The organism is Azoarcus sp. DD4 (genome assembly GCF_006496635.1).
Classification (GTDB): Bacteria; Pseudomonadota; Gammaproteobacteria; order Burkholderiales; family Rhodocyclaceae; genus Azoarcus.
Map to the genome: position 1 here is coordinate 1911444 of NZ_CP022958.1, position 25410 is coordinate 1936853.

A 25410-nucleotide genomic window follows, 5' to 3' on the forward strand; every position below is an offset into this window, starting at 1 on the left:
TCGCCATGCTCAGGCCGCCTCGGTGCCGGGCCCGGTTTCCGTGGGCGTGGCCGTCATCGGCGCTGCGCGGCGGCGAGCTGCCTGTCGGGCATTGATCGCGTTGTAGGCGGCGATCAGGCAGCCGAGTGCGAAGAAGGCGCCCGGCGGCAGGATCGCGATCAGGAAGCCGGGGTAGTCGTCGCCGAACACCGTCAGCGCCGAGGTGTCCGGGATGATCATCTCGATGCCGGAGAACAGCGTGCCGCTGCCCACCAGTTCGCGCAGGCCGCCCAGCAGCGCCAGCACCCACACCAGACCGCAGCCCATCATCACCGCATCGACGGTGGAGGAGAGCGGGTCATTCTTTGCCGCGTAAGCTTCGACGCGCGCCAGCACGATGCAGTTGGTGACGATCAGCGGAATGAAGATGCCGAGCACCAGGTAAAGGCTGTGCAGGAAGGCATTGAAGGCGAGGTCGACCACCGTGACCAGCGCGGCAATGATCAGGACGAAAACCGGAATGCGGATCTCGTAGGGAATGAAGTTGCGCAGGCCGGCGACGGCCAGGTTGGAGAGTGCCATCACCAGCAGGGTCGCCAGGCCGAGGCTGACCGCATTCACCATGCTGGTGCTGATCGCGAGGATGGGGCACAGGCCGAGCAGCTGGGCGAGGCCGGTATTCTGTTTCCACAGGCCGTTGTGGGCGATCTCGCGGAATTGCTGCATGTTCAAGGCGTTTCTCCCAGCGTGGCACCGCTGGCCGCGGCGATCAGCGCATCGCGTTGTTCGACTGCAAAGCCCACCGCCTTGCCGACCGCGCTGGTCACGGCGCGCGCGCTGATGGTGGCGCCGGCACGGTAGTCGAAGGCGCCGCCGTCCTTGCGCACCGTCCAGCGTTCAGCGGCCATGTCCTGCCAGGCGATACCCGCGAACTGCGCGATCCAGGGTGAGCGCTTGTTGCGGTCCTTCTTCGGATCGATGTAGTCGCCCAGCCCCGGCGTTTCCTTGTGGCTGGTGACCCGCACGCCCTGCAGCCTGCCGTCGGCACCGACCGCGACGATCAGGCCGATGCGGCCGGCGTAGCCGTCGGTCGCGGCTGCCTCTAGCACCATCGCCACCACGTCGCCGCCGCGGCGCGCACGCCACACGCGGGCGCCGTCGAAGCCAAGCTGCACTGTGGCGCGGGTAAGGATGACGTCGTCGAGCAGGGCATTGTCGTAAGCGGTGGCCGGCAGCACTTCGTTGACCAGGCGCAGTTGTTCTTCCTGCACCGAGGCCTCGATGGCCGGGCGGGTGGCGCGGTAGGTGGAGGCCATCAGGGCGGTGAAGACCACCGTGAACACCAGCATGATGGCTGCCGTCCGCAGCGAAGTGCGGGCAGCGCCGTAACGGTCGGCGGTGCTCATGGGGCGCGCCCTCCGCGATGGCCGAAGACCGGCGGCTGGGTCTTCATGTCGATCAGCGGCACACACAGATTCATCAGCAGCACGCCGAAGGCGATGCCTTCCGGGTAGGCGCCGAAGCTGCGGATGAGCCAGGCGATGCAGGCCACGCCGGCGGCGAAGATGAGCTTGCCGCGCGGGGTGGTCGCGCCCGACACCGGGTCGGTGACGATGAAGAAGGCGGCGAGCATGGCGCCGCCGCTGGCGAGGTGGAACAGCGGCGAGGCGAACTGCCCGGGGTGGACGAGCCAGAATGCGCCGGAGATGATGGCCAGCGCCGTGAGGAAGGCCGCCGGCATGTGCCAGGTGATCACGCGGGTCGCGAGCAGGATGAGTCCGCCCGCCAGGTAGCCCGCGGCGAGCCATTCCCAGCCCTTGCCGCCGGCGAGACCAAAGGCGCCGAGCTGTCGTACGCTATCGACCGTGGCATCCGGCACCCGCAGGCCGGTGCGCATGGTGTCGAGCGCCGTGGCGCCGGTGATGGCGTCGAGATCGCGGGTGCTGCCTAGAATGAGCTGCAGCTGGGTGGCGAAGTCGAGCTGGCCGGCTGCCGGCCATTGCGACATCAGCGCGGGATAGGCGACGATCATGGTGCAGTAGGCCGCCATCGCTGGGTTGAAGGGATTCTGGCCGAGGCCGCCGTAGAGCTGCTTGACGGCCACCACGGCCACCAGCGCCGCCAGCGCCGTCAGCCACCACGGCACGATGGGGGGAAAGCACAACGCGACCAGCCAGGCGGTGACGAGCGCCGACCCGTCGCCCAGCGCCATCGCGACGGGTTTGCGCCGCAGGGCGAGCACCGCTGCTTCGCCGGCAAGCGCGGCGACCGAGGCGATGACGATGTTGACCAGGATGCCGGCGCCGATCTGCCAGACATAGGCGGCGATGCCTGGTAGCAGCGCGATCAGGACGGTGAGCATCACGCGCTGGATGCTGGCCGGTTTGCGGATGTAGGGAGAATGGATCATTGCGGGTTGTCGTCGGCCGCGACGGCGGGGCTGGCGGCTGCATGCGCGGTGCCCTGCTGGCGCCGCCGCGCTTCGATGTCGGCGATCTCGGCCTGCGTGTCCTGGCTGAGATTGTCGGTGTTCCTGGGTTGCACTTCCTGCTTCTGTGCCTGGGCGCGGGCGAGGGCGGCGGCGATCAGGGCTTTCTTGGGATCCTCGGCCGCCGGAGCAGGGGCGGTGGGCTCGGCCTTGCTGTCGTCGCCGGACGCCAGCTTGGCACGGGTTTCCGCCGCCTTGGCGGCAAGCTTGGCGGCCTTTTCTTCCTTCTCGCGGTCCTGCCGGAAATTGCGGAACTCGAAGCGCTCACGGGCTGCATCCGCAGCGCTCTTGTCGCGTTCGCGGGCCCAGATCTCGCTTTTGGCGAAGCGGTAGTAGTCGACCAGCGGAATGTGGGCGGGGCAGACGTAGGCGCAGCAACCGCATTCGATGCAGTCGAAGAGGTGGTATTCCTGGGCCTTGCCGAAGTTCTTCGCGCGGCTGAACCAGTACAGCTCGAAAGGTTGCAGCTCGGCCGGACAGGCACGCGCGCACTCGCCACAGCGTATGCAAGCCTGCTCCGGCTGCGGTGGCGGGAACAGTGCCGGCGAGGCGCTGATGACGCAGTTGGTGGCCTTGGCGACGGGTACGTCCAGGCGCGGCAGGGCAAAGCCCATCATCGGGCCGCCCATCAGGTAGCGGTCGGTATCGGAACGTGGCCGGGCCAGCGGCAGCAACTCGTCGATCGGCGTGCCGATCAGGACCTCGTAATTGCCCGCGGCGGCGACGTTGCCGGTCAGGGTGACGACGCGCGACACCAGGGGCTCGCCGCAGGCGAAGGCACGATGGACGGCGTGGGCGGTGCCGACATTGAAGCACTGTACGCCGAAATCGCCGCCCAGCTTGCCATAGGGGATCTCGATACCGGTAAGCACGCGGATCAGCTGCTTCTCGCCGCCTGCCGGGTAGAGTGCCGGTACCGCGACCACCGCAACCTCGCCCTCGATGCCGGCCGCGGCGCTGCGCATTGCCGCAAGCGCCTCGGGCTTGTTGTCTTCGATGCCGATGATGAGCCGGCGGGCACCGATCAGCTCGCGCAGGATGGCTGCGCCGGCGAGGATGGCCGGGGCGCGCTCGCGCATCAGGCGGTCGTCGCAGGTGATCCAGGGTTCGCATTCGGCGCCGTTCAAGATCAGCGTGTCGATGCCGCTGCCGCGACCGAGTTTGACGTGGCTCGGGAAGGTCGCGCCGCCGAGGCCGACGACGCCGCATTCGCGCAAGTGGGCGAGGCTGCGCTCGCGGCCGGCGGCGCGGTGATCGAAGGGAGCGTGTTCGATCCAGCGCTCCTCGCCGTCGGGTTCGATGACCACGCAGCGGGTGTCGAGCCCGGATGGGTGGGCCATCGGATGCAGGCCGACTTCGACCACGGTGCCCGAGGTCGGTGCATGGACGGCGGTGCCGAGCGTGCCTTCCGGTTCGCCTATGCGTTCGCCCTTCAGCACCCGCTGGCCGGGCTGCACCAGGCAGCGCGAGGTGGCACGGGTGCTCTGGCGCAGCGGCACCACCAGCCGGGATGGCAGCGGCGCAGGGCGGATCGGCGACGCGGCCGATTCCTGCTTGTGGGCGTCGGGCTTGATGCCGCCGCGGAAGTTGAACAGCCGCCCTATCATGCGGCCTTCCTGATTTCGATCACCGGGTACTTCCATTTCCAGGTCTGCACGGTTTCACGCACCGGCTCCATGCTGATGCAATCGACCGGGCAGGGCGCCACGCACAGTTCGCAACCGGTGCACAGCGGCGCCACCACGGTGTGCATCTGCTTGGCAGCGCCAACGATGGCATCGACCGGGCAGGCCTGGATGCACAGCGTGCAGCCTATGCAGGTCTGCTCGTCGATGAGGGCGACCGACTTCGGCTTTTCGACGCCGTGCTCTTCCGACAGCGGTTTCACTTCGCGCCCGAGCAGGTCGGCCAGTTTGCGTATGCCTTCCTCGCCGCCCGGCGGGCACTGGTTGATGTCGGCCTCGCCCTGGGCGATGGCTTCGGCATAGGGTTTGCAACCGGGATAGCCGCACTGGCCGCACTGGGTTTGCGGCAGGATGGCATCGATCTTCTCGACCAGCGGGTCGCCCTCGACCTTGAAGCGGATGGCTGCGTAGCCCAGTGCGGCGCCGAGCACGAGGGCGATTCCGGTCATGACGATCAGGGCTGACAGCATGCGATGTAGGACAGGTGTGTAAGGGAGGCGGTCAGTGGAAGCGGTCCAGCCCGGCGAAACCCATGAAGGCCAGGCTCATGAAGCCGGCGGTGATCATGGCGATCGCGGTGCCTTTGAACGGCGCCGGAACGTCGGCGCCTTCCAGCCGCTCGCGGATACCGGCGAACAGCACCAGCGCGAGGGTGAAACCGACCGAGGAACCGAAGCCGAACAGAAGGGATTCGAGCAGGTCGTGGCCGAGCCCGACGTTGAGCAGCGGCACGCCGAGCACGGCGCAGTTCGTCGTGATCAGCGGCAGATAGATACCCAGCACCTGGTGCAGCAGCGGGCTGGTCTTCTGGATGACGAGTTCGGTGAGCTGGACGATCGCGGCGATCACCACGATGAAGGACAGCGTGCGCAGGTAGCCGAGGTCGTTGGGAACGAGCAGGTAGTGATCGATGAGGTAGCTGCTGCCGGCGCCGAGGGTGAGCACGAAGGTGGTCGCAGCGCCCATGCCGACGGCGGTTTCGAGTTTCTTCGACACCCCCATGAAGGGGCACAGGCCGAGGATGCGGACGAAAACGACGTTATTCACCAGTACCGCGCTGATGACGACGAAGAGGTAGCTGCTCATGATGCGCTGACCGGGGGCAATCGCCGGATTATCGCCTGCCGGTGGCGGTGGCCACAACCCTGACACCGTGCGGTGTATCAGGCGGAAGGGAACAGGCGGCTCTGGCGCGGCAGGTGCCGGGTGAGGAAGTCCATCTGGTCGGCAAGGATGTTGCGGTTGCAGAGGATCAGGTATTCGGCTTTGTTCGGCACGTAGGGCGCATAGAGCAGCGCCATCCTGGCCTGCTCCGGCGTGCGCCCGCTCTTGCGCTGGTTGCAGGGCCGGCACGCGGTGACCACATTCATCCAGATGTCGAGGCCGCCTTGCGACACCGGCGACACGTGGTCGCGGGTCAACTGGCTGCCGGGCAGACGGTGGCCGCAATAGGCGCAGACGTGGCGGTCGCGACGGAACAGCTCGCGATTGTTGAGCGGCGGTGTATGACGCATCACTTCCGGGCGAAGTGCCCGACCCTTGATCGCGATGATGCTGTGGGTGGTGATTTCCGACCGCCGGCCGGTGGCGCGGCAAATGCCCCCCAGGAAGCGGAAGGCGCGATCGCCGATGCTCCAGGCGACCTGATCGCGCGCGTGATAATGACATGCGGCCTGCCAGCTGATCCAGCGGTGGGGGGTGCCATGGACGTCGAGCGACAGGATCCACGGATGTTGTCCGTCCTCCCGCAACAGGACATCGTCGGGGCCGATCAACAACGCGCCGGGTTCGCTCAGCACATGTCCTCCCTCACCGAAGCGGCGCAGCGGGCACTGCGCCTGGCGGAATCAGAACAGCTTTTTGGCCCGCGATGCAAGCCGGGCGTCTCCAAACACCTGTTTAGAGTACGTTTCCGGCGGTGTGGTTCAGCCGTGCGGCGGCTGGCCGGGCAGGACGTAGCCCGGCGGTGGCGTGTCTATGCTGGCAGTATGAAAGGCCCAGTTGCCGCTGCGGCGGTCGGCAAAGTAGTGCCGCAGTGTCAGCGCGATGGTGCGGAAGGCGATCTGTTCCCACGGGATGTCGGCCTCGTCGAACAGGGCGACCTCCAGCGATTCCTCTCCGGGCCGGAAATCGAGATCGAGCAGGCGGGCGCGGTAGATGATGTGCACCTGGCTGATGTAGGGCACGTCGATCAGCGTGTACATCGGGCCCACGTCGATGCGCGCGCAGGCTTCCTCCAGGGTTTCGCGGGCGGCGCCTTCGGCGGTGGTCTCCTCGTTCTCCATGAAGCCGGCCGGCAGGGTCCACATGCCGTGGCGCGGTTCGATGGCGCGGCGACAGAGCAGCACCCTCCCTTCCCATTCGGGCAGTGCGCCGACCACGATCTTGGGATTCTGATAATGCACTGCACCGCAGTTGGGGCAGACATGGCGGGGTAGCGTGTCCCCCTTGGGGACGCGGAATTCGACGGTCGAGCCGCAGCTTGAGCAGTACTTCATGGCAGAAATGTAAGGTCGTCGGGCAGCATCGGATGCCCGATTCTAGCCCGGCTGGAATGCCATGGCGCACCGATGTGCCGGCGTGGCTGGCAGCGCGATCGAAGCCACGGTAAAGTGCGACGGGCGCGACCGATGTGGATTGCCGGCCGGATCACGCGCTTCGTCATTGCGACATATACCAGGACACCATGCCTCCCCCGATCGACATGCATCGCTTCGAGCAGCTCAAGGCTTCCGGCGAGCTGCCTTCGCCGCGCGGCGTCGCACTCGCCATCATCCGGCTCACGCAGGAAGAGGAAGTGTCGATTCCGGAGCTGGCGCGTGTCATCAAGAGCGATCCCGCCTTCGTCGGGCGTCTGATCAAGGCGGCCAACGGACTGGTGCCCTTCAACCGCCGTGCGGTGGTGTCGGTCCAGGAGGCGCTGATGGTGCTCGGACTGCCGGCGGTACGCACGATGGCGCTCGGTTTTTCCCTGCTGTCCAACTACCGTAAGGGTTCCTGTGCCGGTTTCGATTATGGCCGCTTCTGGTCGTCGTCGCTGCTGATGGCCCTGGCCATGCAGGTGCTGGTTCAGCGCGTGCGGGTGGTGGCGGCAGACGAAGCCTTCAGCGTCGGATTGCTGGCAAGGGTGGGGGAGCTGGCGCTGGCGACGCTCTACCCGGCGGACTACGGCCGCATCCTGCTCGAAGCGCGGCGTTTTCCGGAGCTGCGCCTGTTCGACCTCGAACAGCAGGCATTTGCCATGACGCACCGCGAACTCAGCGCCGCCATGTTGATGGACTGGGGGCTGCCGCAGGTCTTCACCGATCCGGTGCTGTACTTCGAGCAGACCGACCGTGCCGCATTCTCCGAGGGGGGACGGGAATCCACCCTGATGCAGTGCCTGATCGTGGCGCGTGCGGTGTCCGAAATCTGCCTTGCGCCCGGCGTGGAGCAGGGGGGGCTGATGCCGGCGGTGATCAAGCTGGCGCAGCGGCTCGGATTATGCAAGGAAGACTTCGCCGCGGCCTGCGAGCGCATAGCCAGGGACTGGGTGGAATGGAGCAAGCTGCTCCAGCTGGAGACGACCGAGCCGCCCCAGTTTGCCGACCTGATCGAGCGCAGTGGCGGGGTGACGCCGGCGGCGGTGCCCGCCCCGGCCGATGCGGGCGGCACGAAGACCGACGGCGGAAGTGCTGTGCCGCGCGAGGGCGGCATGCGGGTGCTGGTGGTCGACGACGAGGCATCGGTGCGCAAGCTGATGTGCGCCGTGCTGGCGGACGCCGGGCACACCGTGTTCGAGGCGGAGAACGGCCGGGTCGGCCTCGAGCGGGCGCTCGACATCCAGCCCCACATGATGGTGCTCGACTGGGTGATGCCTGAAATGGACGGGCTCGATCTGGTGCGGGCCTTGCGCGCCACCAAGATCGGTCGCGGGGTCTACATCCTGCTGCTCACCCACGTGGAAGACGACGAACGGCTGATCGAGGCCTTCGAAGCGGGCGCGGACGATTTCGTCACCAAGCCGGTGAAGCCGCGGGTCCTGAGTGCACGCATGCGCGCCGGTCAGCGGGTGGTCAGGCTGCAGCAGGAACTCGAACGCGACCGCGAGGAAATCCGCCACTTCGCGGCGGAACTTGCGATCACCAACCGGCGCTTGCAGGAGGCCGCGCTGACCGATGCACTCACCGGGTTTCCCAATCGCCGCTACGCCATCGATCGCATCCAGCAGGAATGGACGGCGGCGCAGCGCAATGGCAGACCCTTGTCGTGCATGATCATCGACCTCGATGGCTTCAAGCAGATCAACGACAGCTACGGTCACGATGTCGGCGACATGGTGTTGCGCCAGTCTGCCGATGCCTTGCGGCTTGCGCTGCGGGGGCAGGACGTGATCTGCCGCACCGGTGGTGACGAATTCCTGGTGATCTGCCCGGATACCGATCTGGGCCAGGCGATGGTCTGCGGCGAGCGCCTGCGCGCAGCGGTCGACCAGCTCGCCATCGAAACCGGTGGCGAGGCCTTGCGCCTGACCATCAGCATCGGCGTGGCAGTGCGCGACGACACCATGGCCGACCTCGACGCCCTGATGAAGCGCGCCGACCAGGGCGCCTATCTCGCCAAACAGCGCGGCCGCAACCGTGTTGCCTCGATGCAGAGGCCGTCCGTCGACGGTCCCCAGGGGGCGCTGCTGTGACCGCTCGGTCCGGGCAGGACGGGAGCACATTGCTTCCGCGCAGGGACGGGCCGGTGCGGGTGCTCATCGTGGACGATTCCGAGGACGACGCCTATCTCGTCTGCGCGGAACTGGCGCGACGCGGACTCGACATACGTCATCGCCGGGTCGATTGCGACTTCGACATGGCCGCGGCGCTGGCGACCGAGGAGTGGGACATCGTGCTCTCGGACCACGACATGCCCGGCTTCAGCTCGCTGGCTGCGCTCGAAGTGCTGAGGCGTAGCGGCGTCGACCTGCCCTTCATCATCCACTCGGGCCGGATCTCCGATCAGCTCGCGGTATCTGCAATGTACGAGGGGGCAGACGACTTCGTCACCAAGGGCGACTACGATCGCCTGCTGCCGGTGATCGAACGTGAATTGCGCGGTGTGCTGGCGCGCCGCGCGGTGGGGCAGGCCGATCGGCGGATACGCGAACTGGTCAATTTCGACGGCTTGTCCGCGCTGCCCAATCTGCATCTCTTCTGCGACAAGGTCACCGACTGGGTGGCCGAGGCGCGGCGGCAGGGCCGCCAGCCGCGCGGTGCTGTGCTGGTGGTCGATGTGGACCGTTTCATGCGCATCAATGCGAGTTTCGGCTACGACGCCGGCAGTGCGGTGCTGCGCGAACTGGGCGAACGCCTCGCCGCCGGGCTGGCGCCGGATGTCACCCTGGCGCGCGTCGGTGGCGACCGTTTCGGCATATTCCTGCCGGGCGTGGGCGATCCGGAACAGGCCGAAATCAGTGCGCGCTGGTTGCTGCGCGCCTTCGATGCGCCTTTCATGAAGGGCGACATCGAACTCTTCCTCACTGCCAGCGTAGGCGTGGCCCTGGTGGCGCGCGACGGCCGCGATGTGTTCGAGCTGCTGATGAATGCGGAAGCTGCGGTGGCCAAGGTCAAGAAGCAGGGGGGCAATGGCGCGCGCTGTTACGACCGCGCCATGAATGCGGCGTCGGCCGAAAGGCTTACGCTGGAGGCCGAGCTTCGCCATGCCGTGGTGCGCGGCGAACTGCGGCTGTATTACCAGCCCATCGTCGATCCGGATGGCAGGGTGTACGCGGCGGAGGCGCTGGTGCGCTGGCAGCATCCGGAACACGGGCTGCTCGCGCCCGACCGCTTCATCGCCCTTGCCGACGAAACCGGCTTGATTGCCGAAATCGGCGCCTGGGTGCTGGCCGAGGCGTGTTATCAGGGGCGCTGCTGGCACGATGCAGGCCACGCCGGCTTTCGGGTGTCGGTGAACGTTTCGGCGGTGCAGTTCGGCCAGCCGCGTTTGCTTGAGACGGTACGCGAGGCCTTGCGCAGCAGCGGTTTCCCGCCCGAATGCCTGATGCTCGAGATCACCGAAGGCTCGCTGATGAGCGATGTCGAATCGGCTGCAGGCATGTTGCGTGCTCTCAAGAACATGGGCGTGCAGGTGGCGGTGGACGACTTCGGCACCGGTTATTCGTCCTTGTCCTACCTGAAGCGGCTACCCATCGACGTCATCAAGATCGACAAGTCCTTCATCCGCGATGTCAGCAGCAATGGCGAGGATGCCGCCATCGTGCGAGCCATCATCGCGCTCGCCCGCAGCCTGCGCCTGCGTACCGTCGCGGAAGGCGTGGAAACGGTGGAGCAGGAGGACATGCTGCGCGCCGAACTGTGCGACGGATTCCAGGGGTATCGCTACGGCAGGCCGGTACCGGTCGAGCGTTTCGTGCTCGATGGTGTTGTGGTGGAAAGGACTGGCTGCCTGTGACGACGGTCACGCGGCAGGGTGGATTGTTGTTTTTTTAAGACATGTCCACGTACCCGTAAAGGGTATTCAGCCTTGCAGATCCTTACAAATTACTTTAAGTTCGGGGCGCTTGTTCCTGAAAGGGAGCTTTAAATAATGAAACGCCCCGATTTTCAGGCCGAAATACGCGAATTGAATCTCGCCTACCTCATGCTCGCCCAGCAGATGTTGCGCAGCGACAGGGAGACGGCGATGTTCAGATTGGGTATGCGCAATGAGGTCGCCGAGTTGATCGAAGGTCTGTCGGCCGCCAAGCTCGTGCGCATGGCCAACAGTCAGATGCTGATGCCCAGCTTTCGCTTTGACGACGAGCAACTCGCCCGCTTGATGTCGGGCGAAGGGCGCGATCCGGCCACCTCCAGCCTGCATGCGGCCATCATCGCCGCCGGCAAGGCGATGCAGGAAACGGCCTAGGAGTAGAAGAATGAAAAACAAGCGCATCATTGACGAGGCGGAAGACATCCGCAAAGCCGTGGAAATGGTGCAGCTCGGCGCGCGCATGCAGATGCTGGAGGTGGAAACCCGCCTCAGTCGCGAGAAGCTGCTCAAGATCTACAAGGAAGTGCGCGGGGTTTCCCCCCCGAAGGGCATGCTGCCGTTCTCGACCGACTGGTTCATGACCTGGCAGCCGAACGTGCATTCCTCGCTGTTCATGGGCTTTCACCGCTTCTTCCAGGCGCGTGCCGGGGTGCAGGGTCTGGATGCCATCATCAAGGCCTACCACCTTTACCTCGATCACATCGAGGCCGAGCAGATGGAGCCGGTGCTGAGCCTGACGCGTGCATGGACCCTGGTGCGCTTCTTCGACGCCGACCTGCTGCAACTTGCCCCCTGCACCTGCTGCGGCGGCCAGTTCGTGGCGCATGCCTACGACCCGACCGCGGGCTTCGTCTGCGGCTTGTGCAACATGCCTTCGCGCGCCGGCAAGACCAAACGTGCCGCGGCGCGCAAGTCTTCGGTGCGCACGGTGACGGCCTGAATGTAGGCACAGGCGGGCCATCGTCGGGCTGTCGCCGGATCGCTCCCGGAGCGAACGGTCAGCGCCCGGGAACAACCGGCCGGCCGCTGTAGAATCCGTCACGGGCCGCCTGCGAAAGCAGGTGGCCCGTTCTTTTTGTATCGGTCGGGTTCAAGTTTGGGTCGGTGAGGACGATACAATCTCAGGCAATGTCGTCCTCGCCACCGAATTCCTGGAGCAAGCGGTGTTTCTGATCATTGGCTACGTCATCATCCTGGCGGCATCCGTGGGCACTTATGCAGTGCACGGCAGCCTTGCCGCGCTTTGGGTGCCGATGGAATACCTGGCGATCGTTGGCTTGATGATAGGCGGTTTCGTCGCGGGCAACGGGTCGAAGGCAATCAAGGCGACGCTGGGTTCGCTGTCGCTGGCGGTGAAAGGCTCGCGCTACAACAAGGCGCTCTATGTCGACCTGCTGGCGATGCTCTACGAGATTCTCGCCAAGGTGCGCAAGGAAGGCCTCATGTCGATCGAGAACGACGTCGAGAACCCCGATGCCAGCCCGATCTTCGGCAAGTACCCGAGCATCACCGCCGATCACCACGTGGTCGAGTTCCTCACCGATTACCTGCGCATGATGGTGGGCGGCAATCTCAATGCCTTCGAGATCGAGAACCTGATGGACATGGAGATCGAGACCCACCACCAGGAAGCCCACGTCGCGCCGCACATCGTCTCCAAGGTGGCGGATGGTCTGCCGGCCTTTGGTATCGTAGTGGCGGTGATGGGCGTGGTGAACGTCATGGGCTCGGTGGGCCAGCCGCCGGCGGTGCTCGGCAAGATGATCGGCGGAGCGCTCGTCGGTACCTTTCTCGGCATCCTGCTGTCCTACGGTTTCGTCGCACCGATCGCCAGTCAGCTCGAACAGAAGGTGGAAGAAGGCGGCAAGATCTATCAGTGCATCAAGGTGGTGCTGCTGGCCAGCATGAACGGTTATGCGCCGCAGGTGGCGATCGAGTTCGGCCGCAAGGTGCTGTATGCCAACGACCGGCCCACCTTCACCGAGCTGGAACAGGAAATCAAGAACCGCAAGGGTTGAGGCGGCTTGGAATGCATAACGGCACGATGATGCGTGAAGCGAACGGACGGGGAGCCTGCGCGTGAGCGACGATTCGCAACAACCCATCGTCGTCAAGCGCATCAAGAAGGGCGGCGGCGGTCACCACGGTGGCGCATGGAAGATCGCCTATGCGGACTTCGTGACCGCGATGATGGCCTTCTTCCTGCTGATGTGGCTGCTGGGCTCAACGGCACAGGGCGATCTCGAAGGCATCGCCGACTACTTCCAGAATCCGCTCAAGCTGGCAATGGATGGCGGCGAGGGCAGCGGCGACAGCTCCAGCATCATCAAGGGCGGCGGCGAGGATCTCACCCGTTCGGTAGGCCAGGTCAAGCGCGGTGAAGTCGAAGGCCATCGCAAGATCAACCTCGATGCGGCCAAGGGCAAGCAGACGCCGAGCGAAGAGTCCTCGACCAAGGACGAAGCCGAAACCCATCGGGAGCGCTCGCGCCTGATCGACCTCAAGGGGCGCATCGAGGCCATCGTCGAGGCCAATCCGACCTTGCGCGAGTTCAAGAACCAGATCCTGATGGACATCGTAAACGAGGGCCTGCGCATCCAGCTGGTCGACGAGCAGAACCGGCCGATGTTCAACTCCGCCAGTGCCGACTTGCGGCCCTACACCCGCGATCTGCTGCGTGCGATCGGCCGTGCGCTCAACGATGTCGGCAACAGCGTGAGCGTGTCCGGCCATACCGATTCGGCCCAGTATGCGGGCGGCGAGCGCGGATTCTCGAACTGGGAGCTGTCGTCCAACCGTGCCAACGCGTCGCGGCGCGAACTCGTGAGCGGCGGCCTGCTGGCGGGCAAGGTGGTCCGGGTGGTCGGCCTGGCCGATACCATTCCGCTCAACCGCAACGATCCGCTCGATCCCATCAATCGTCGTATCAGCATCATCGTGCTCAACAAGCGTGCCGAAGATGCGATACGCAGCGAGGGCGGCAAGCTGGATGTCGATGCTTCGGCGCCGGTCGACAGCGACGCGCTGCGCGAAGGCATCGGCCGTGGCGTCGCGCCTCCATCTGCGCCGCCGGCACCGGCGGCACCGCAGGCCGCGCCACGGGCGCCGGCGCCGTTCACCCGTTTTTCGCAGGGCAACGGGCGCTGATCCGCTGCCCGGGCGAGCGGTGTTCGCGTCGCCTTTCCGATGTGTCTAAAGTTGAATGCCGCGGGGACGTTATCCGACAGGAGGCATCGTGTCGGCGATCCCATCGACTTGCCCGACGCCCTTCGACACCCGCACCGAGAGCAAGAACATGATCAAAACCGTGCTGACGGTCGATGATTCAGCCGCCATCCGCAGCGTCGTCGGCGTCGTGCTGCAGTCCGCAGGTTACGCGGTGAGCAGTGCGGTGGACGGCGAGGACGGTCTGGCGCGCGCGCGCAGCCAGCGTGCAGACCTGGTGATCACCGATCTCAACATGCCGCGCATGGACGGCCTTGCCCTGGTGCGCGCCCTGCGTGCCGAGCCGGCCTATCGCAAGGTGCCCATTCTCATCCTCACCACGGAATCCGCGCCCGAGATGCGCGAGCGTGGACGCGAGGCCGGCGCTACCGGCTGGCTGGTCAAGCCTTTCGACCCCGAACGCCTGCTCGAGGTGGTCCGGCGGGTGCTGGGCTGAGACACGGAGCGCGCGATCATGGCCTTCGACATGAGCCAGTTCTACCAGATCTTCTTCGAAGAGGCGGACGAGCACCTGGCGACGATAGAGACCATGCTGCTCGCCATCGAGTCCGATCAACCCGATCCCGAGAAGGTGGCGGAGATCTTCCGCGCGGCCCACTCCATCAAGGGCTCGGGCGCGACCTTCGGGTTCGACGATCTGGCTGCGCTGACGCACGAGATGGAGTCCCTGCTCGACGACATCCGTCGTGGCCGGCGCCGGCTCACCCCCGACATCGTCGAAGCCTGCCTCGCTGCCGGAGATGCGCTGCGCAATCTGCTTGGTGCGCATCGCGGCGAAGAGCGCCCCGATCGGGACAGGGCCGAGGCCGTCCGGGTGCGCCTCGTTGCGCTCAAGGAGGGTGGTGAGCCGGCGCAGGCGCCGTTGGCACTGCCGCCGGCTGCATCCGGCGAGCTGCCGGTGTATCGCGTCCGTTTCGTGCCTGCACGTTTCCTGGCCGGCAGTCCCCTGCTGTTCGAGAGCATGCTGGAGGATCTGAATGGGCTCGGCGAATTCGAGCTGGTCGATGGCAAGGATGGTGCGAGCGGAGGGGAACGCGAGATCCGCATGGCGACCTGGGAGCCGGCCGCCGTGCTGCAAACGGCCTTCGAGCGCCTGGCCGAGCCGGGCACGGTGGTGCTGGAGACGGAAGCCGATGCCGGCCCGCCTGAGCCGGCCGAGATAGAGGCCGGCGGGAGCGGCCTGTTCGACGTCGCCGCCGACGGCAGCTACGGCTTTTTCGTGCCGCTCGACAGCCTGGGGCGCGAGGCTGCGGAGGAAGCCGCCATCGAGGTGCCTGCGCCCGTTACGGCCGGTGAGGTGCCGCGGGCCGCTGCGGTCGATACCTCGATCCGCGTCAGCGTGGAGCGCGTCGACGAAATGATGGATCTGGTCGGCGAGTTGGTGATCACGCAGTCCATGCTGCTCGACGCCGCCGCCGAAGCCGGCAGCGCGGTGGGCGAACGGATGAAGAGCGGCCTCGCCTTGCTGCAGCGCCATACGCGCGACCTGCAGCAGGCGGTGATGGCGGTGCGCATGGTCCCGGTGGCCATGGTGTTTTCCCGCTTTCCCCGCCTGGTACACGATCTCGGGGTACGCCTGGGCAAGCAGATCGAGCTGGTGCTCGAGGGCGAGCACACCGAGCTCGACAAGGGGCTGGTGGAAAAACTCGTCGACCCGCTGACCCACCTCGTACGCAACTGCATCGACCACGGCATCGAGGCCACCGAAGTCCGGCAGGCCGCCGGCAAGTCCGAAACCGGGCGCTTGCGGCTGGCGGCCTCGCATCTCGGCGGACATGTGCTGATCGAGGTCGAGGACGATGGCGCCGGTCTCGACCGTGGCCGGCTGCTGGCAAGGGCGCGAGCCCTCGGCATGTCTTGCGATGACGCGATGAGCGACGAGGACGTCTGGCAGCTGATCTTCCTGCCGGGGTTCTCCACAGCCGAACAGGTCACCGAACTCTCCGGCCGGGGTGTCGGCATGGACGTCGTCCGCAGCAACATCGCCGCACTCGGCGGACGCGTCTGCATCGTTTCGCAGACGGGCAGGGGCACGCGTTTTTCGGTGAGCGTTCCGCTGACGCTGGCCATTCTCGACGGCATGCAGCTCGCGGTGGGCGACGAGGTCTTCATCGTGCCGCTCGACTGCGTGGTGGAGTCGCTCCAGCCGACGGCGGCGATGATCTGCAGCATGGGCGGTGCGCCGCGGATGATCGCCGTGCGGGGTGAGTACTGGCCGGTGGTCGAGCTTGGCACTTTCTTCGCGGTGCCGGACGCAGGCCGCGACTGGACGCGGGGCATCATGGTTCTGGCCGAGCGCCACGGCAGCCGCGCGGCGATTTTCGTCGATACCTTGATCGGCCAGCAGCAGGTCGTCATCAAGCGCCTGGAAACCCATTTCCGGCGTGTGCGCGGGGTGTCGTCGGCGACGCTGCTGGGTGACGGCCGCGTGGCGCTGATCCTCGACGTGCCGGCGCTGTTGGGCGAAGCGGATCACGGCGTGAGGCTGGCATGCTGAATCTTCCGGCCCGGCGGTGCCGCGCTACAGAACGCGGCGGTCCGGCCGTAGACCTGTTCATCGAAACCAAGGAGCGCCTCCATGTCCGCCCCTGACCGGGAGCCTGTCACTGCTGCGGACGCCGTCGCCGAGTTCCTCACCTTCACGCTGGGCGGCGAGCATTACGCGATCGATATCCTCAAGGTGCGTGAAATCCGCGCCTGGGAACGCGTCACCCGGATCGCCGGCGCCCCGCCTTTCCTGAAAGGCGTGATGAACCTGCGCGGCGCCATCGTGCCGGTGGTCGATCTGCGGGTGTATCTCGGTTGCGGCGACGGCGCCTGCGGCCCTTTCACCGTGATGATCGTGCTCCAGCTCGCCGGGCGGCTGGTGGCCGTCGTGGTCGACGGCGTGGCCGATGTGCTGAACCTCGCCGCGGCGGACATTCAGCCCGCGCCCGACCTGCCGGCGCTGATCGGCGCGCGCTACATCCGCGGCCTGGCGGCCGCGGGCGGAACGATGCTGGTGGTGCTCGACGTGGAACGCCTGATGGCCTCGCCCGAGATGGCGTTGGTCGAAACCGATTCGGAAAACCTGCCATGAAGCCCACCTACGTGACGGCGCCCTACCTGCCCGGCGTGTTCGAACGCCTGCCGTTGCTTGCCAAACTCGGGCTGCTCGCGGCGCTGCCGGCTGCCGGCGTGCTGATCGCGCTGTGGCCGCAGGATGGCGGCGTTCAGTCCTGGCGGACGGCGGCGGCGATGTTCTGCGTCGTACTCGGCTTCGTTCTTGCGTGGGTGCTCGCCCACGGGCTGGAGCGGCGTCTGGCTGCGCTCGGCGGGCGGCTGAGGGGCTTTGCCGAAGGCGAACTGAATGCCCGGCCACGCCAGATCGGCGACGGCGACGCGCTGATCGCATTGTGGCAGGCGATGGAGGGCAGCCTCGGTACCGTGGGCGAGCGCTTTAGCGCAGCTGCGACCGAGGCCGACTACAACCGGCTGATCCGCGACGCACTCGATACCGCAATGACCAGCGTGATGGTGGCCGACGTTGCCGGCGTCATCGTCTATATGAACGCGGCCGGCCTGCGCTTGCTCGAACGGGTTCAGGTGGAGCTCGGCGGCAGCCTGCCGGGCGGCGTGCGTGCCGACCAGATCGTCGGCAGCAGCTTCGATGTCTTCCATCGCCAGCCCGAGGTCCAGCGTCAACGCATCGCCGGTTTGGTGGGTACGCACACGGCGGAGATTCGCCTCGGCGGTCATGTGCTGCGTCAGCACGCGACACCGGTGTTCGATGCCGATGGCCTGCGTATCGGAACGGTGGTGGAATGGAGCGACATCACCGCGGAGACGGGCGTGCGCGGCGAACTCGCCGGTCTGGTGGAAGCGGCGGCGGCGGGGGATTTCAGCCGTCGTTTGCCGCTGGAGGGGAAGTCGGGTTTCTTCCTGCAGCTTGCGGAGGGTCTTAACCGGCTGATGGGGGAGATCTCGGGCAGCGTGGATGCGGTGGCGCGTGTGCTCAATGCGGTGGCGCGGGGCGATCTGACGGAACGGATCGAGGGTGACTACCGGGGTACGTTCGGGCAGCTGCAGGACGACGCGAATGCGACGGTGCTGCGGCTGCGCGACGTGGTGGTTCGGATCCAGGAATCGGCGGTGGCGATCAACCAGGCGGCGCGCGAGATCGCGGCGGGCAATGGCGAGCTGTCGGCGCGGACCGAACAGCAGGCGGGCGCGCTCGAAGAGACGGCGAGTTCGATGGAGGAGCTTTCAGCGACGGTGCGTCAGAACGCGGACAACGCGCGCGCGGCCAACGGTCTGGCGCTGGGTGCGCATGCGGTGGCGGGCCGTGGCGGCGAGGCGATGCGGCGGGTGGTGAGCACGATGGGGGAGATCGAGCAGTCGGCGCGGAAGATCGGCGACATCGTGGGGGTGATCGATGCGCTGGCGTTCCAGACCAACATCCTGGCGCTCAACGCGGCGGTGGAGGCGGCGCGGGCGGGCGAGCAGGGCCGCGGCTTCGCGGTGGTGGCGGCGGAGGTGAGGAGCCTGGCGCAGCGCAGCGCGCAGTCGGCGCGCGAGGTGAAGGCGCTGATCGGGGAGTCGGTGGAGCGGGTGGAGCACGGGGTGAAGCTGGTCGATGACGCGGGCCGGACGGTGGAGGAGGTGGTGTCGGCCTTCGGTCGGGTGGCTGAGCTGATGACGGAGATTGCGGCGGCGAGCGGTGAGCAGAGCGCGGGGATCGGTCAGGTGTGCATGTCGGTGGGTCAGATGGACGAGATGACGCAGCACAACGCGGCGCTGGTCGAAGAGGCGGCGGCGGCGGCGATCAGCCTGGAAGAGCAGGCGCGCGGGCTGGTCGATACCGTCGGTGTGTTCCGCGTGAGCGACGGCACGCCGGCCTTGCGCGCCGTTTCCCGCGGCGCGCCGGCGCCGGTGCGGCGGAACCGGGGAGGCAAGCCATGAGCGCAGCGCAGCCGGTGACCCAGCGCGAGGTCGAGATCCAGCCCCAGCAGTCCCTGGTGTCCAAGACCGATCTCGACGGGCGCATCACCTACGCCAGTCCCGACTTCATCGCGGTCAGCGGTTATGCCGAGCAGGAATTGCTTGGCGCCCGCCATAACGTGGTGCGCCATCCGGACATGCCGGCCGAGGTGTTCGAGGATATGTGGCGCGATCTGCTCGCCGGCCGGCCATGGTCGGGCATCATCAAGAACCGCTGCCGCAACGGCGATCACTACTGGGTGGAAGGCAACGCCGCGCCCATCGTCGAGGGCGGCCGGGTCGTCGGCTACATGTCGGTGCGTGGCCGCGCCTCGCGCGAGCAGGTCGCCGCTGCGGAGCACAATTACCGGCTGTTTCGCGAAGGGCGTGCCGGCCGGCGGCGCATCCGTCATGGCCGGGTGGTGTCCGACCGGCTGTCGGCGCGTCTCGCGCAGGGGTTCCGCGACCTGTCGCTGGTGGGCAAGCTGAGCGGGGTAATCGCACTCGTGGTGCTGCTGTCGGCACTGGTGGCCGTCGCCGGCTGGCTGGGCATGGACCATGCGATGCAGGCCTTGCTGCGGCACGGGGCGGAAGTCGGGAGCGAGTCCGCCAGTGGCGGTTTGTCCGCGGTTGCCGCCGGGCTGGCCGATTTCAAAACGGCAATGGTGCTTGGCGTGGCCGCGGTGCTGGCGGTCGGCTGCGGGGCGGTGGCGCTGGTGCTGACCACGCTTCATCGCCCCTTGCGCCAGGCGAGCGAGGCCTTCGGCCTAATGGCCGAGGGGCGCTTCCACAGCGAGTTCGACATCAGCCGCAACGATGAACTCGGGCGCTTGCTGCAGCAGCTGAAGTCGATGCAGACCCGGCTCGGCTACGAGTTGCAGCAGCAGCGCCGGTTGGGCGACGAGAACCGGCGCATCCGCCAGGCACTGGATTGTGTCGAAACCAATGTGCGGATCGCCGACAACAGCGGCCGCGTGATCTATGCCAACAACGCGTTGCGCCGCACCTTGCGTCGGCTGGAGGCGGAAATCCGCCAGACCCTGCCCGGTTTCGCCGCCGAACGCTTCGTCGGCAGCAGCATCGGCGACCTCTATCCGGACCCGCGCGCGGCAGTCCAGCGGCTGGCCGCGCTGCGCGAGATGGCGCGGATCGAGATGCCGATCGGCGCACGCATGTTCGTCGTCACCACCACGCCCATCCTCGACGATCAGGGCAACAAGCTCGGCACCGTCGGCGAATGGCGTGACCGCACCGATGAGATCGCGGTCGAGCAGGCGCTCACCGGTCTGGTGGAAGCGGCGGCGACGGGGGATTTCAGCCGTCGTTTGCCGCTGGAAGGGAAGTCGGGTTTCTTCCTGCAGCTTGCGGAGGGTCTTAACCGGCTGATGGGGGAGATCTCGGGCAGCGTGGATGCGGTGGCGCGTGTGCTCAATGCGGTGGCGCGGGGCGACCTGACGGAACGGATCGAGGGTGACTACCGGGGTACGTTCGGGCAGCTGCAGGACGACGCGAATGCGACGGTGCTGCGGCTGCGCGACGTGGTGGTTCGGATCCAGGAATCGGCGGTGGCGATCAACCGGGCGGCGCGCGAGATCGCGGCGGGCAATGGCGAGCTGTCGGCGCGGACCGAACAGCAGGCGGGCGCGCTCGAAGAGACGGCGAGTTCGATGGAGGAGCTTTCAGCGACGGTGCGTCAGAACGCGGACAACGCGCGCGCGGCCAACGGTCTGGCGCTGGGTGCGCATGCGGTGGCGGGCCGTGGCGGCGAGGCGATGCGGCGGGTGGTGAGCACGATGGGGGAGATCGAGCAGTCGGCGCGGAAGATCGGCGACATCGTGGGGGTGATCGATGCGCTGGCGTTCCAGACCAACATCCTGGCGCTCAACGCGGCGGTGGAGGCGGCGCGGGCGGGCGAGCAGGGCCGCGGCTTCGCGGTGGTGGCGGCGGAGGTGAGGAGCCTGGCGCAGCGCAGCGCGCAGTCGGCGCGCGAGGTGAAGGCGCTGATCGGGGAGTCGGTGGAGCGGGTGGAGCACGGGGTGAAGCTGGTCGATGACGCGGGCCGGACGGTGGAGGAGGTGGTGTCGGCCTTCGGCCGGGTGGCTGAGCTGATGACGGAGATTGCGGCGGCGAGCGGTGAGCAGAGCGCGGGGATCGGTCAGGTGTGCATGTCGGTGGGTCAGATGGACGAGATGACGCAGCACAACGCGGCGCTGGTCGAAGAGGCGGCGGCGGCGGCGATCAGCCTGGAAGAGCAGGCGCGCGGGCTGGTCGATACCGTCGGTGTGTTCCGCGTGAGCGACGAGGCGCAGGACGGGCTCGAATCCGGTGTCGAAGCCGTGGCCGAAATACCGCCACGTGGGCACAATGACGACAACCGGGTCCAGCCCGTGCTGACGACCCCTATGCAGGCGGCGCAGCGACCGGGAGCGCGCCGCGGCGCTGTACCCAAGGTACGCCGCACGCCCACCCCGCGACGCGCACTTGAAGAAGAATGGGAGGAGTTCTAGGCATGTCGTCGTCCGGTGATTCATCGCGCCCGCCGCTGGTGCCGCCACGTCCGGCCGGCACCGCGGCCAGCCCGTCGGCGCGACGCCCGGATCCGACCGTGCTGCGCTCGCTGCCGCCCATGCCGGCCTCGCTTGCCGCCGGGCGGGAGCGCGAGTTCGAGTTTACCGGTGCTGATTTCGAGCGCATCCGCAAGCTGATCCACGATCATGCCGGCATCGCACTGTCGCCGGCCAAGCAGGACATGGTCTATAGCCGGCTGGCGCGGCGCCTGCGTGCCTGCGGCGATCGCACCTTTGCGCAATACCTCGCGCGCCTGGAGCGCGACCGCGCGGAATGGGAAACCTTCGTCAATTCGCTGACGACCAATCTCACCTCGTTCTTCCGCGAGGCCCATCACTTCGACATCCTCGCCGAACAACTGCGCCGCGTGACCGAAAAGCGGCCGCTGAAGATCTGGTGCTGCGCATCCTCGACCGGTGAAGAACCCTACTCGCTGGCCATCACCGCCTGCGAGGCCTTCGACAGCCTCAATCCGCCGGTACAGATTCTCGCCTCGGACATCGACACCGCGGTGCTGGCCCACGGCGAGGCCGGCATGTACCGCCAGGACCGGGTGGAGCGCCTTTCACCCGACCGCCTGCGGCGCTTCTTCCTGCGCGGTACGGGGGATCAGGATGGCATGGTCAAGGTGAGGCCCGAGTTGCGCCGGCTGATCCAGTTCCGCCGCATCAATCTGCTCGAACCGGTGTGGCCGGTGCAGGGGCCGCTCGACGCGATTTTCTGCCGCAACGTCATGATCTATTTCGACAAGCCGACGCAGTACGGCATCCTCAAGCGCTTCGCGCCAATGCTGCGGCCGGATGGGCAGCTCTTTGCCGGCCATTCGGAGAGCTTCATGCACGCGGCCGATCTGTTCCGTTCGCGCGGCCGCACCGTCTACCAGCGCGCCGATCAGCCTTTGCGCTGAACCCAGCATGCCGATCCGCGTTCTCATTTGCGACGACTCGGCGGTGATGCGCGCGCTGCTGGCCGACATCATCGGTCGCGAGCCCGGCATGGAGGTGGTCGGCACCGCCGCCGATGCGTTGGTGGCGCGCGAGATGATCCGCAATCGCGAGCCCGACGTCCTGACGCTGGATGTGGAAATGCCGCAGATGGACGGGCTGGCCTTCCTCGAACGGCTGATGCGCCTGCACCCGATGGCAGTGGTGATGATCTCCAGTTTTACCGAGCGGGGATCGGATGCTTCGCTGCGCGCGCTCGAGCTCGGTGCACTGGAGATCGTCGGCAAGCCGGCCGCCCGCAGTCCCGAGGCGCTCACCGAGTATGCCGGCCAGTTGGTCGAACGCATTCGTGCCGCGCATCAGGCCTGGGAACGGATGCGCGGGGCAACGCGGCCACGCCCGCTGGTCCGGCCCATCGTACCGCCACCGGTCGCAGCCCTCAGTGCGGTCCGCTCCGATGCCGCGTCGCGCTCCGCGCCACTGGCGACTGCGGCGCGGAGCGCCGGCGGCCGCATCATCTTCATCGGCGCATCCACCGGCGGCACCGAGGCGATCAAGGAAGTGCTGCAGCGTCTGCCCGCCGCGACCCCGCCCATCCTCATCGTGCAGCACATGCCCGAGATGTTCACCACCTCCTTCGCCCGCCGGCTCGACGGTCTCAGTGCGATGAGGGTCAAGGAGGCGGAGTCGGGCGAGCGCATCGTGCCGGGCACGGTGTATATCGCGCCGGGCCATTCCCACCTTTCCATTCGCCGCGCCGGTACCGGCTACCAGTGCGAGCTCGCGCGCTCCGAGCCGGTCAATCGCCATCGTCCGGCGGTGGACGTGCTGTTCCGCTCGGCGGCCGAGCAGGTCGGCGCGGCTGCGGTCGGCGTGTTGCTCACCGGCATGGGCAAGGACGGCGCTGCCGGCCTGCGCCAGATGCGCGATGCCGGCGCGTGGACGATCGCCCAGGACCAGGACAGCTGCGTCGTGTACGGTATGCCGCGCGAAGCGGCGGCGCTGGGTGCGGCCGTGCAGGTGCTGCCGCTGTCCGAGATTGCTGCCAGCGTTCTGCAGCATGCAGTCGGCGCCTGAGTGTCGCGCCGACTTTCCTAAAGAAGTTTCCCCTCCCCGCCGATAGAATGCTTCACGGAGACGGACACGCCCTCGGGCGATGGCCGGGAGAAGCGATAAAAGCGCGGCGATGATCGCGATATCGGGGGAAATAAAATGGGTTACGGTTCAATCGGAATTGCCCTGGGCGCCGTTTCGGCCCTGGGTGGAGCGGCAATCGCGGTCTTGGGTGGGGACGCTTCCCCGCTCGTCCTCGGAGGACATCTCGTGGTGGGCGTGGTGGTCGCCTTGTTCGGATGGGTGTGGTTGCGGATGCGCTTCGGCCAACCGCTGGCGGCCTTCGGCGATACGCTGCAGCGCATGCACCTGGATGGCGACCTGTCGCGTCGCGCGCCGGCCGCGGCGGGGCCGGTGGGCGAATGCGCCCATCGTTTCAACGTGCTGATCGAGAGCTTCCAGGGCATCGTCGGCAAGGTGATCTACGACGCCCAGCGCGTGGCGGATGCCGCCGATGTACTGTCGTCGCACGCACGCAGCGTGGCCGACGGTTCGAGCGCGCAACGCCAGGCATCCGAGCACATGGTCCGTGCCATCGAGGAGATGACCGCCGGGGTGAATGCCGTTGCCGACCATGCCACGTTGACCGCGCAGAACGCCCAGGAGGCGCGCGAGCTGTCACGCGAAGGCACCCGCATCGTGTCAGACGCCTCGCAGGAGATCGAGCGCATTGCGCGTTCGGTGGAACAGTCGGCACAGGTGATTGCCGCGCTCGGCGAGCGTTCGGAGGCGATCAGCGGCATCGTCAAGGTCATCCGCGAGATTGCCGACCAGACCAACCTGCTGGCGCTCAATGCCGCGATCGAGGCGGCCCGCGCGGGCGAACAGGGCCGCGGATTCGCAGTGGTGGCGGACGAAGTGCGCAAGCTGGCCGAGCGCACCTCGGCGGCGACCAGCGAGATCGGCACCATGATCTCCGCCATCCAGGACGAGACCCGCACGGCGATCTCTTCCATACGCGAAGGCAGCAACCAGGCCCATGCCGGCGCGCAACTGGCGCAGCAGGCGGCCGGTTCGCTCGATCGCATCAACCAGGGCGCCCAGCAGACCATGGAGCGCATCGACGAGATCGCGGTGGCGATCGCGCAGCAAAGCCGCGAGGCCGACAGCGTCGTCGGCCATGTCCGCCAGATCATGGACATGGTCGAACGCAATTCGACCGGCGCCGCCGATACCCTGCACGAGGCGCAGGCGCTCGAAAGCCTGGCGGCCAATCTGCACGAAATCAGCAAGGTGTTCCGCCTCGGTGCCGAGGGCGAACAGGCGATGCAGGTCCACAAGCGCATGCCGGAACTCGTGCAGCAGGCCGCGCGCGACATCGGCAAGCTGCTCGATGACGCGATCGCGGCCGGCCAGCTCGCCGAGGACGCGGTTTTCGATGCGAACTACCAGCCGATCCCCAACACCCGGCCGCAGAAGTTCAACACCCGCTTTGATTCCATCACCGACAAGCTTTTCCCGCGGGTGCAGGAGTCGGTGCTCGATCGCAACAGCGAGGTGGTCTATGCCATCGGCTGCGACCGCAAGGGTTACGTGCCGACCCATAACAAGCGCTTCTCGCTGCCGCTGACAGGTGATTACGACAAGGATTTCGTCGGCAACCGCGGCAAGCGGATCTTCGACGATCCGGTGGGCAAGCAGTGCGGGACGCACGAACTGCAGTTCCTGATCCAGACCTATCGCCGCGACACCGGCGAGATCATGCACGATATTTCCGCACCGGTTTATGTGCGGGGCCGCCACTGGGGCGGCTTCCGCATCGGCTACCGGGCTTGATCCGCGCAGGGGCGGGAAGGAGTAACGCAGGTGAAAATCGGCCATGACAGCGGTGCCGAGCGGCCCGGTTGATGCGAGAATGCCAGGCTGTAACGGTTGCTTACGGAATGCCTCAAGTCTCCCGGCGACCGGTCGATAAACACAACAAGCAACTTCC

The 25410-nt window shown here is 66.9% G+C and carries 22 protein-coding genes; 14 read left to right on the plus strand and 8 right to left on the minus strand.

The genetic code is table 11. The annotated features are described in order from the left end of the window. Nucleotides 1-9: 9 nt before the first annotated feature. The 8 genes from CJ010_RS08965 to CJ010_RS09000 all read right to left on the minus strand — a co-directional run bounded on the left by CJ010_RS08965 (nt 10) and on the right by CJ010_RS09000 (nt 6650). Complete coding sequence (locus CJ010_RS08965) at nt 10-711, minus strand: electron transport complex subunit E (protein ID WP_141017716.1); 702 nt, start codon at nt 709-711, stop codon at nt 10-12. Further along, on the minus strand, nt 708-1385 hold the full coding sequence (locus tag CJ010_RS08970; protein WP_141017717.1) for an RnfABCDGE type electron transport complex subunit G: 678 nt from the start codon (nt 1383-1385) through the stop codon (nt 708-710). Before CJ010_RS08970 ends, CJ010_RS08965 begins: the two co-directional genes overlap by 4 nt. After that, nucleotides 1382-2389: an RnfABCDGE type electron transport complex subunit D gene (locus CJ010_RS08975; RefSeq protein ID WP_141017718.1), complete on the minus strand. Its 1008-nt coding sequence runs from the start codon at nt 2387-2389 to the stop codon at nt 1382-1384. The genes CJ010_RS08970 and CJ010_RS08975 overlap by 4 nt, the downstream gene beginning before the upstream one ends. After that, complete coding sequence (gene rsxC / locus CJ010_RS08980; RefSeq protein ID WP_141020628.1) at nt 2386-4074, minus strand: electron transport complex subunit RsxC; 1689 nt, start codon at nt 4072-4074, stop codon at nt 2386-2388. Before rsxC ends, CJ010_RS08975 begins: the two co-directional genes overlap by 4 nt. Next, complete coding sequence (rsxB, locus tag CJ010_RS08985) at nt 4071-4622, minus strand: electron transport complex subunit RsxB (RefSeq protein ID WP_141017719.1); 552 nt, start codon at nt 4620-4622, stop codon at nt 4071-4073. The genes rsxC and rsxB overlap by 4 nt, the downstream gene beginning before the upstream one ends. Nucleotides 4623-4653: 31 nt before the next feature. Continuing rightward, complete coding sequence (rsxA, locus tag CJ010_RS08990; protein WP_141017720.1) at nt 4654-5238, minus strand: electron transport complex subunit RsxA; 585 nt, start codon at nt 5236-5238, stop codon at nt 4654-4656. Between the two features lie 77 nt (nt 5239-5315). Next, nucleotides 5316-5951, minus strand: coding sequence for an HNH endonuclease (locus tag CJ010_RS08995; protein ID WP_141017721.1), 636 nt, complete (start codon nt 5949-5951; stop codon nt 5316-5318). A 126-nt stretch (nt 5952-6077) separates the two neighbouring features. Then, nucleotides 6078-6650 carry an NUDIX hydrolase gene (locus tag CJ010_RS09000; RefSeq protein WP_141017722.1) on the minus strand — a complete coding sequence of 191 codons (573 nt, stop codon included), beginning with the start codon at nt 6648-6650 and terminating at the stop codon, nt 6078-6080. A 188-nt stretch (nt 6651-6838) separates the two neighbouring features. Between CJ010_RS09000 and CJ010_RS09005 the strand changes: the two genes are divergently transcribed. The 14 genes from CJ010_RS09005 (at nt 6839) to CJ010_RS09070 (ending at nt 25253) form a co-directional block, all read left to right on the plus strand. After that, nucleotides 6839-8827: a diguanylate cyclase gene (locus CJ010_RS09005; RefSeq protein WP_141017723.1), complete on the plus strand. Its 1989-nt coding sequence runs from the start codon at nt 6839-6841 to the stop codon at nt 8825-8827. Nucleotides 8828-8880: 53 nt separating this feature from the next. Next, the gene (locus tag CJ010_RS09010) at nt 8881-10590 is read left to right on the plus strand and encodes a bifunctional diguanylate cyclase/phosphodiesterase (protein WP_240794535.1); all 1710 of its coding nucleotides are present in this window, start codon (nt 8881-8883) and stop codon (nt 10588-10590) included. Nucleotides 10591-10725: 135 nt separating this feature from the next. Then, the gene (flhD, locus tag CJ010_RS09015; protein WP_141017724.1) at nt 10726-11043 is read left to right on the plus strand and encodes a flagellar transcriptional regulator FlhD; all 318 of its coding nucleotides are present in this window, start codon (nt 10726-10728) and stop codon (nt 11041-11043) included. Between the two features lie 10 nt (nt 11044-11053). Beyond that, on the plus strand, nt 11054-11608 hold the full coding sequence (flhC, locus tag CJ010_RS09020; protein WP_141017725.1) for a flagellar transcriptional regulator FlhC: 555 nt from the start codon (nt 11054-11056) through the stop codon (nt 11606-11608). A gap of 223 nt (nt 11609-11831) precedes the next feature. Beyond that, on the plus strand, nt 11832-12686 hold the full coding sequence (gene motA / locus CJ010_RS09025; RefSeq protein WP_141017726.1) for a flagellar motor stator protein MotA: 855 nt from the start codon (nt 11832-11834) through the stop codon (nt 12684-12686). A gap of 61 nt (nt 12687-12747) precedes the next feature. Then, the gene (gene motB, locus CJ010_RS09030; RefSeq protein ID WP_141017727.1) at nt 12748-13815 is read left to right on the plus strand and encodes a flagellar motor protein MotB; all 1068 of its coding nucleotides are present in this window, start codon (nt 12748-12750) and stop codon (nt 13813-13815) included. A gap of 88 nt (nt 13816-13903) precedes the next feature. Then, nucleotides 13904-14329 carry a response regulator gene (locus CJ010_RS09035; RefSeq protein ID WP_240794536.1) on the plus strand — a complete coding sequence of 142 codons (426 nt, stop codon included), beginning with the start codon at nt 13904-13906 and terminating at the stop codon, nt 14327-14329. Nucleotides 14330-14347: 18 nt separating this feature from the next. Beyond that, nucleotides 14348-16390 (plus strand): chemotaxis protein CheA, encoded by a 2043-nt coding sequence (locus tag CJ010_RS09040; RefSeq protein ID WP_141017728.1) that lies wholly within the window; start codon nt 14348-14350, stop codon nt 16388-16390. A gap of 81 nt (nt 16391-16471) precedes the next feature. After that, nucleotides 16472-16972 carry a chemotaxis protein CheW gene (locus tag CJ010_RS09045; RefSeq protein WP_141017729.1) on the plus strand — a complete coding sequence of 167 codons (501 nt, stop codon included), beginning with the start codon at nt 16472-16474 and terminating at the stop codon, nt 16970-16972. Continuing rightward, the gene (locus tag CJ010_RS09050) at nt 16969-18834 is read left to right on the plus strand and encodes a methyl-accepting chemotaxis protein (RefSeq protein ID WP_141017730.1); all 1866 of its coding nucleotides are present in this window, start codon (nt 16969-16971) and stop codon (nt 18832-18834) included. The genes CJ010_RS09045 and CJ010_RS09050 overlap by 4 nt, the downstream gene beginning before the upstream one ends. Next, on the plus strand, nt 18831-21359 hold the full coding sequence (locus CJ010_RS25700) for a methyl-accepting chemotaxis protein (protein WP_141017731.1): 2529 nt from the start codon (nt 18831-18833) through the stop codon (nt 21357-21359). The genes CJ010_RS09050 and CJ010_RS25700 overlap by 4 nt, the downstream gene beginning before the upstream one ends. A 2-nt stretch (nt 21360-21361) precedes the next feature. After that, nucleotides 21362-22327 (plus strand): CheR family methyltransferase, encoded by a 966-nt coding sequence (locus CJ010_RS09060; protein ID WP_141017732.1) that lies wholly within the window; start codon nt 21362-21364, stop codon nt 22325-22327. Between the two features lie 7 nt (nt 22328-22334). Next, the gene (locus tag CJ010_RS09065; protein ID WP_141017733.1) at nt 22335-23441 is read left to right on the plus strand and encodes a chemotaxis response regulator protein-glutamate methylesterase; all 1107 of its coding nucleotides are present in this window, start codon (nt 22335-22337) and stop codon (nt 23439-23441) included. Between the two features lie 246 nt (nt 23442-23687). Continuing rightward, nucleotides 23688-25253, plus strand: a complete 1566-nt coding sequence (locus CJ010_RS09070) for a methyl-accepting chemotaxis protein (RefSeq protein WP_240794537.1) — start codon at nt 23688-23690, stop codon at nt 25251-25253. Nucleotides 25254-25410: the final 157 nt, after the last annotated feature.

Bases quoted from the DNA above. Each gene is read 5' to 3' on its own strand.
- CJ010_RS08970 (WP_141017717.1), bottom strand. From the start codon at position 1,385: ATGAGCACCGCCGACCGTTACGGCGCTGCCCGCACTTCGCTGCGGACG.
- CJ010_RS08975 (WP_141017718.1), bottom strand. From the start codon at position 2,389: ATGATCCATTCTCCCTACATCCGCAAACCGGCCAGCATCCAGCGCGTG.
- rsxC (WP_141020628.1), bottom strand. From the start codon at position 4,074: ATGATAGGGCGGCTGTTCAACTTCCGCGGCGGCATCAAGCCCGACGCC.
- rsxB (WP_141017719.1), bottom strand. From the start codon at position 4,622: ATGCTGTCAGCCCTGATCGTCATGACCGGAATCGCCCTCGTGCTCGGC.
- rsxA (WP_141017720.1), bottom strand. From the start codon at position 5,238: ATGAGCAGCTACCTCTTCGTCGTCATCAGCGCGGTACTGGTGAATAAC.
- CJ010_RS09000 (WP_141017722.1), bottom strand. From the start codon at position 6,650: ATGAAGTACTGCTCAAGCTGCGGCTCGACCGTCGAATTCCGCGTCCCC.
- CJ010_RS09005 (WP_141017723.1), top strand. From the start codon at position 6,839: ATGCCTCCCCCGATCGACATGCATCGCTTCGAGCAGCTCAAGGCTTCC.
- flhD (WP_141017724.1), top strand. From the start codon at position 10,726: ATGAAACGCCCCGATTTTCAGGCCGAAATACGCGAATTGAATCTCGCC.
- flhC (WP_141017725.1), top strand. From the start codon at position 11,054: ATGAAAAACAAGCGCATCATTGACGAGGCGGAAGACATCCGCAAAGCC.
- CJ010_RS09040 (WP_141017728.1), top strand. From the start codon at position 14,348: ATGGCCTTCGACATGAGCCAGTTCTACCAGATCTTCTTCGAAGAGGCG.
- CJ010_RS09045 (WP_141017729.1), top strand. From the start codon at position 16,472: ATGTCCGCCCCTGACCGGGAGCCTGTCACTGCTGCGGACGCCGTCGCC.
- CJ010_RS09050 (WP_141017730.1), top strand. From the start codon at position 16,969: ATGAAGCCCACCTACGTGACGGCGCCCTACCTGCCCGGCGTGTTCGAA.
- CJ010_RS25700 (WP_141017731.1), top strand. From the start codon at position 18,831: ATGAGCGCAGCGCAGCCGGTGACCCAGCGCGAGGTCGAGATCCAGCCC.
- CJ010_RS09060 (WP_141017732.1), top strand. From the start codon at position 21,362: ATGTCGTCGTCCGGTGATTCATCGCGCCCGCCGCTGGTGCCGCCACGT.
- CJ010_RS09065 (WP_141017733.1), top strand. From the start codon at position 22,335: ATGCCGATCCGCGTTCTCATTTGCGACGACTCGGCGGTGATGCGCGCG.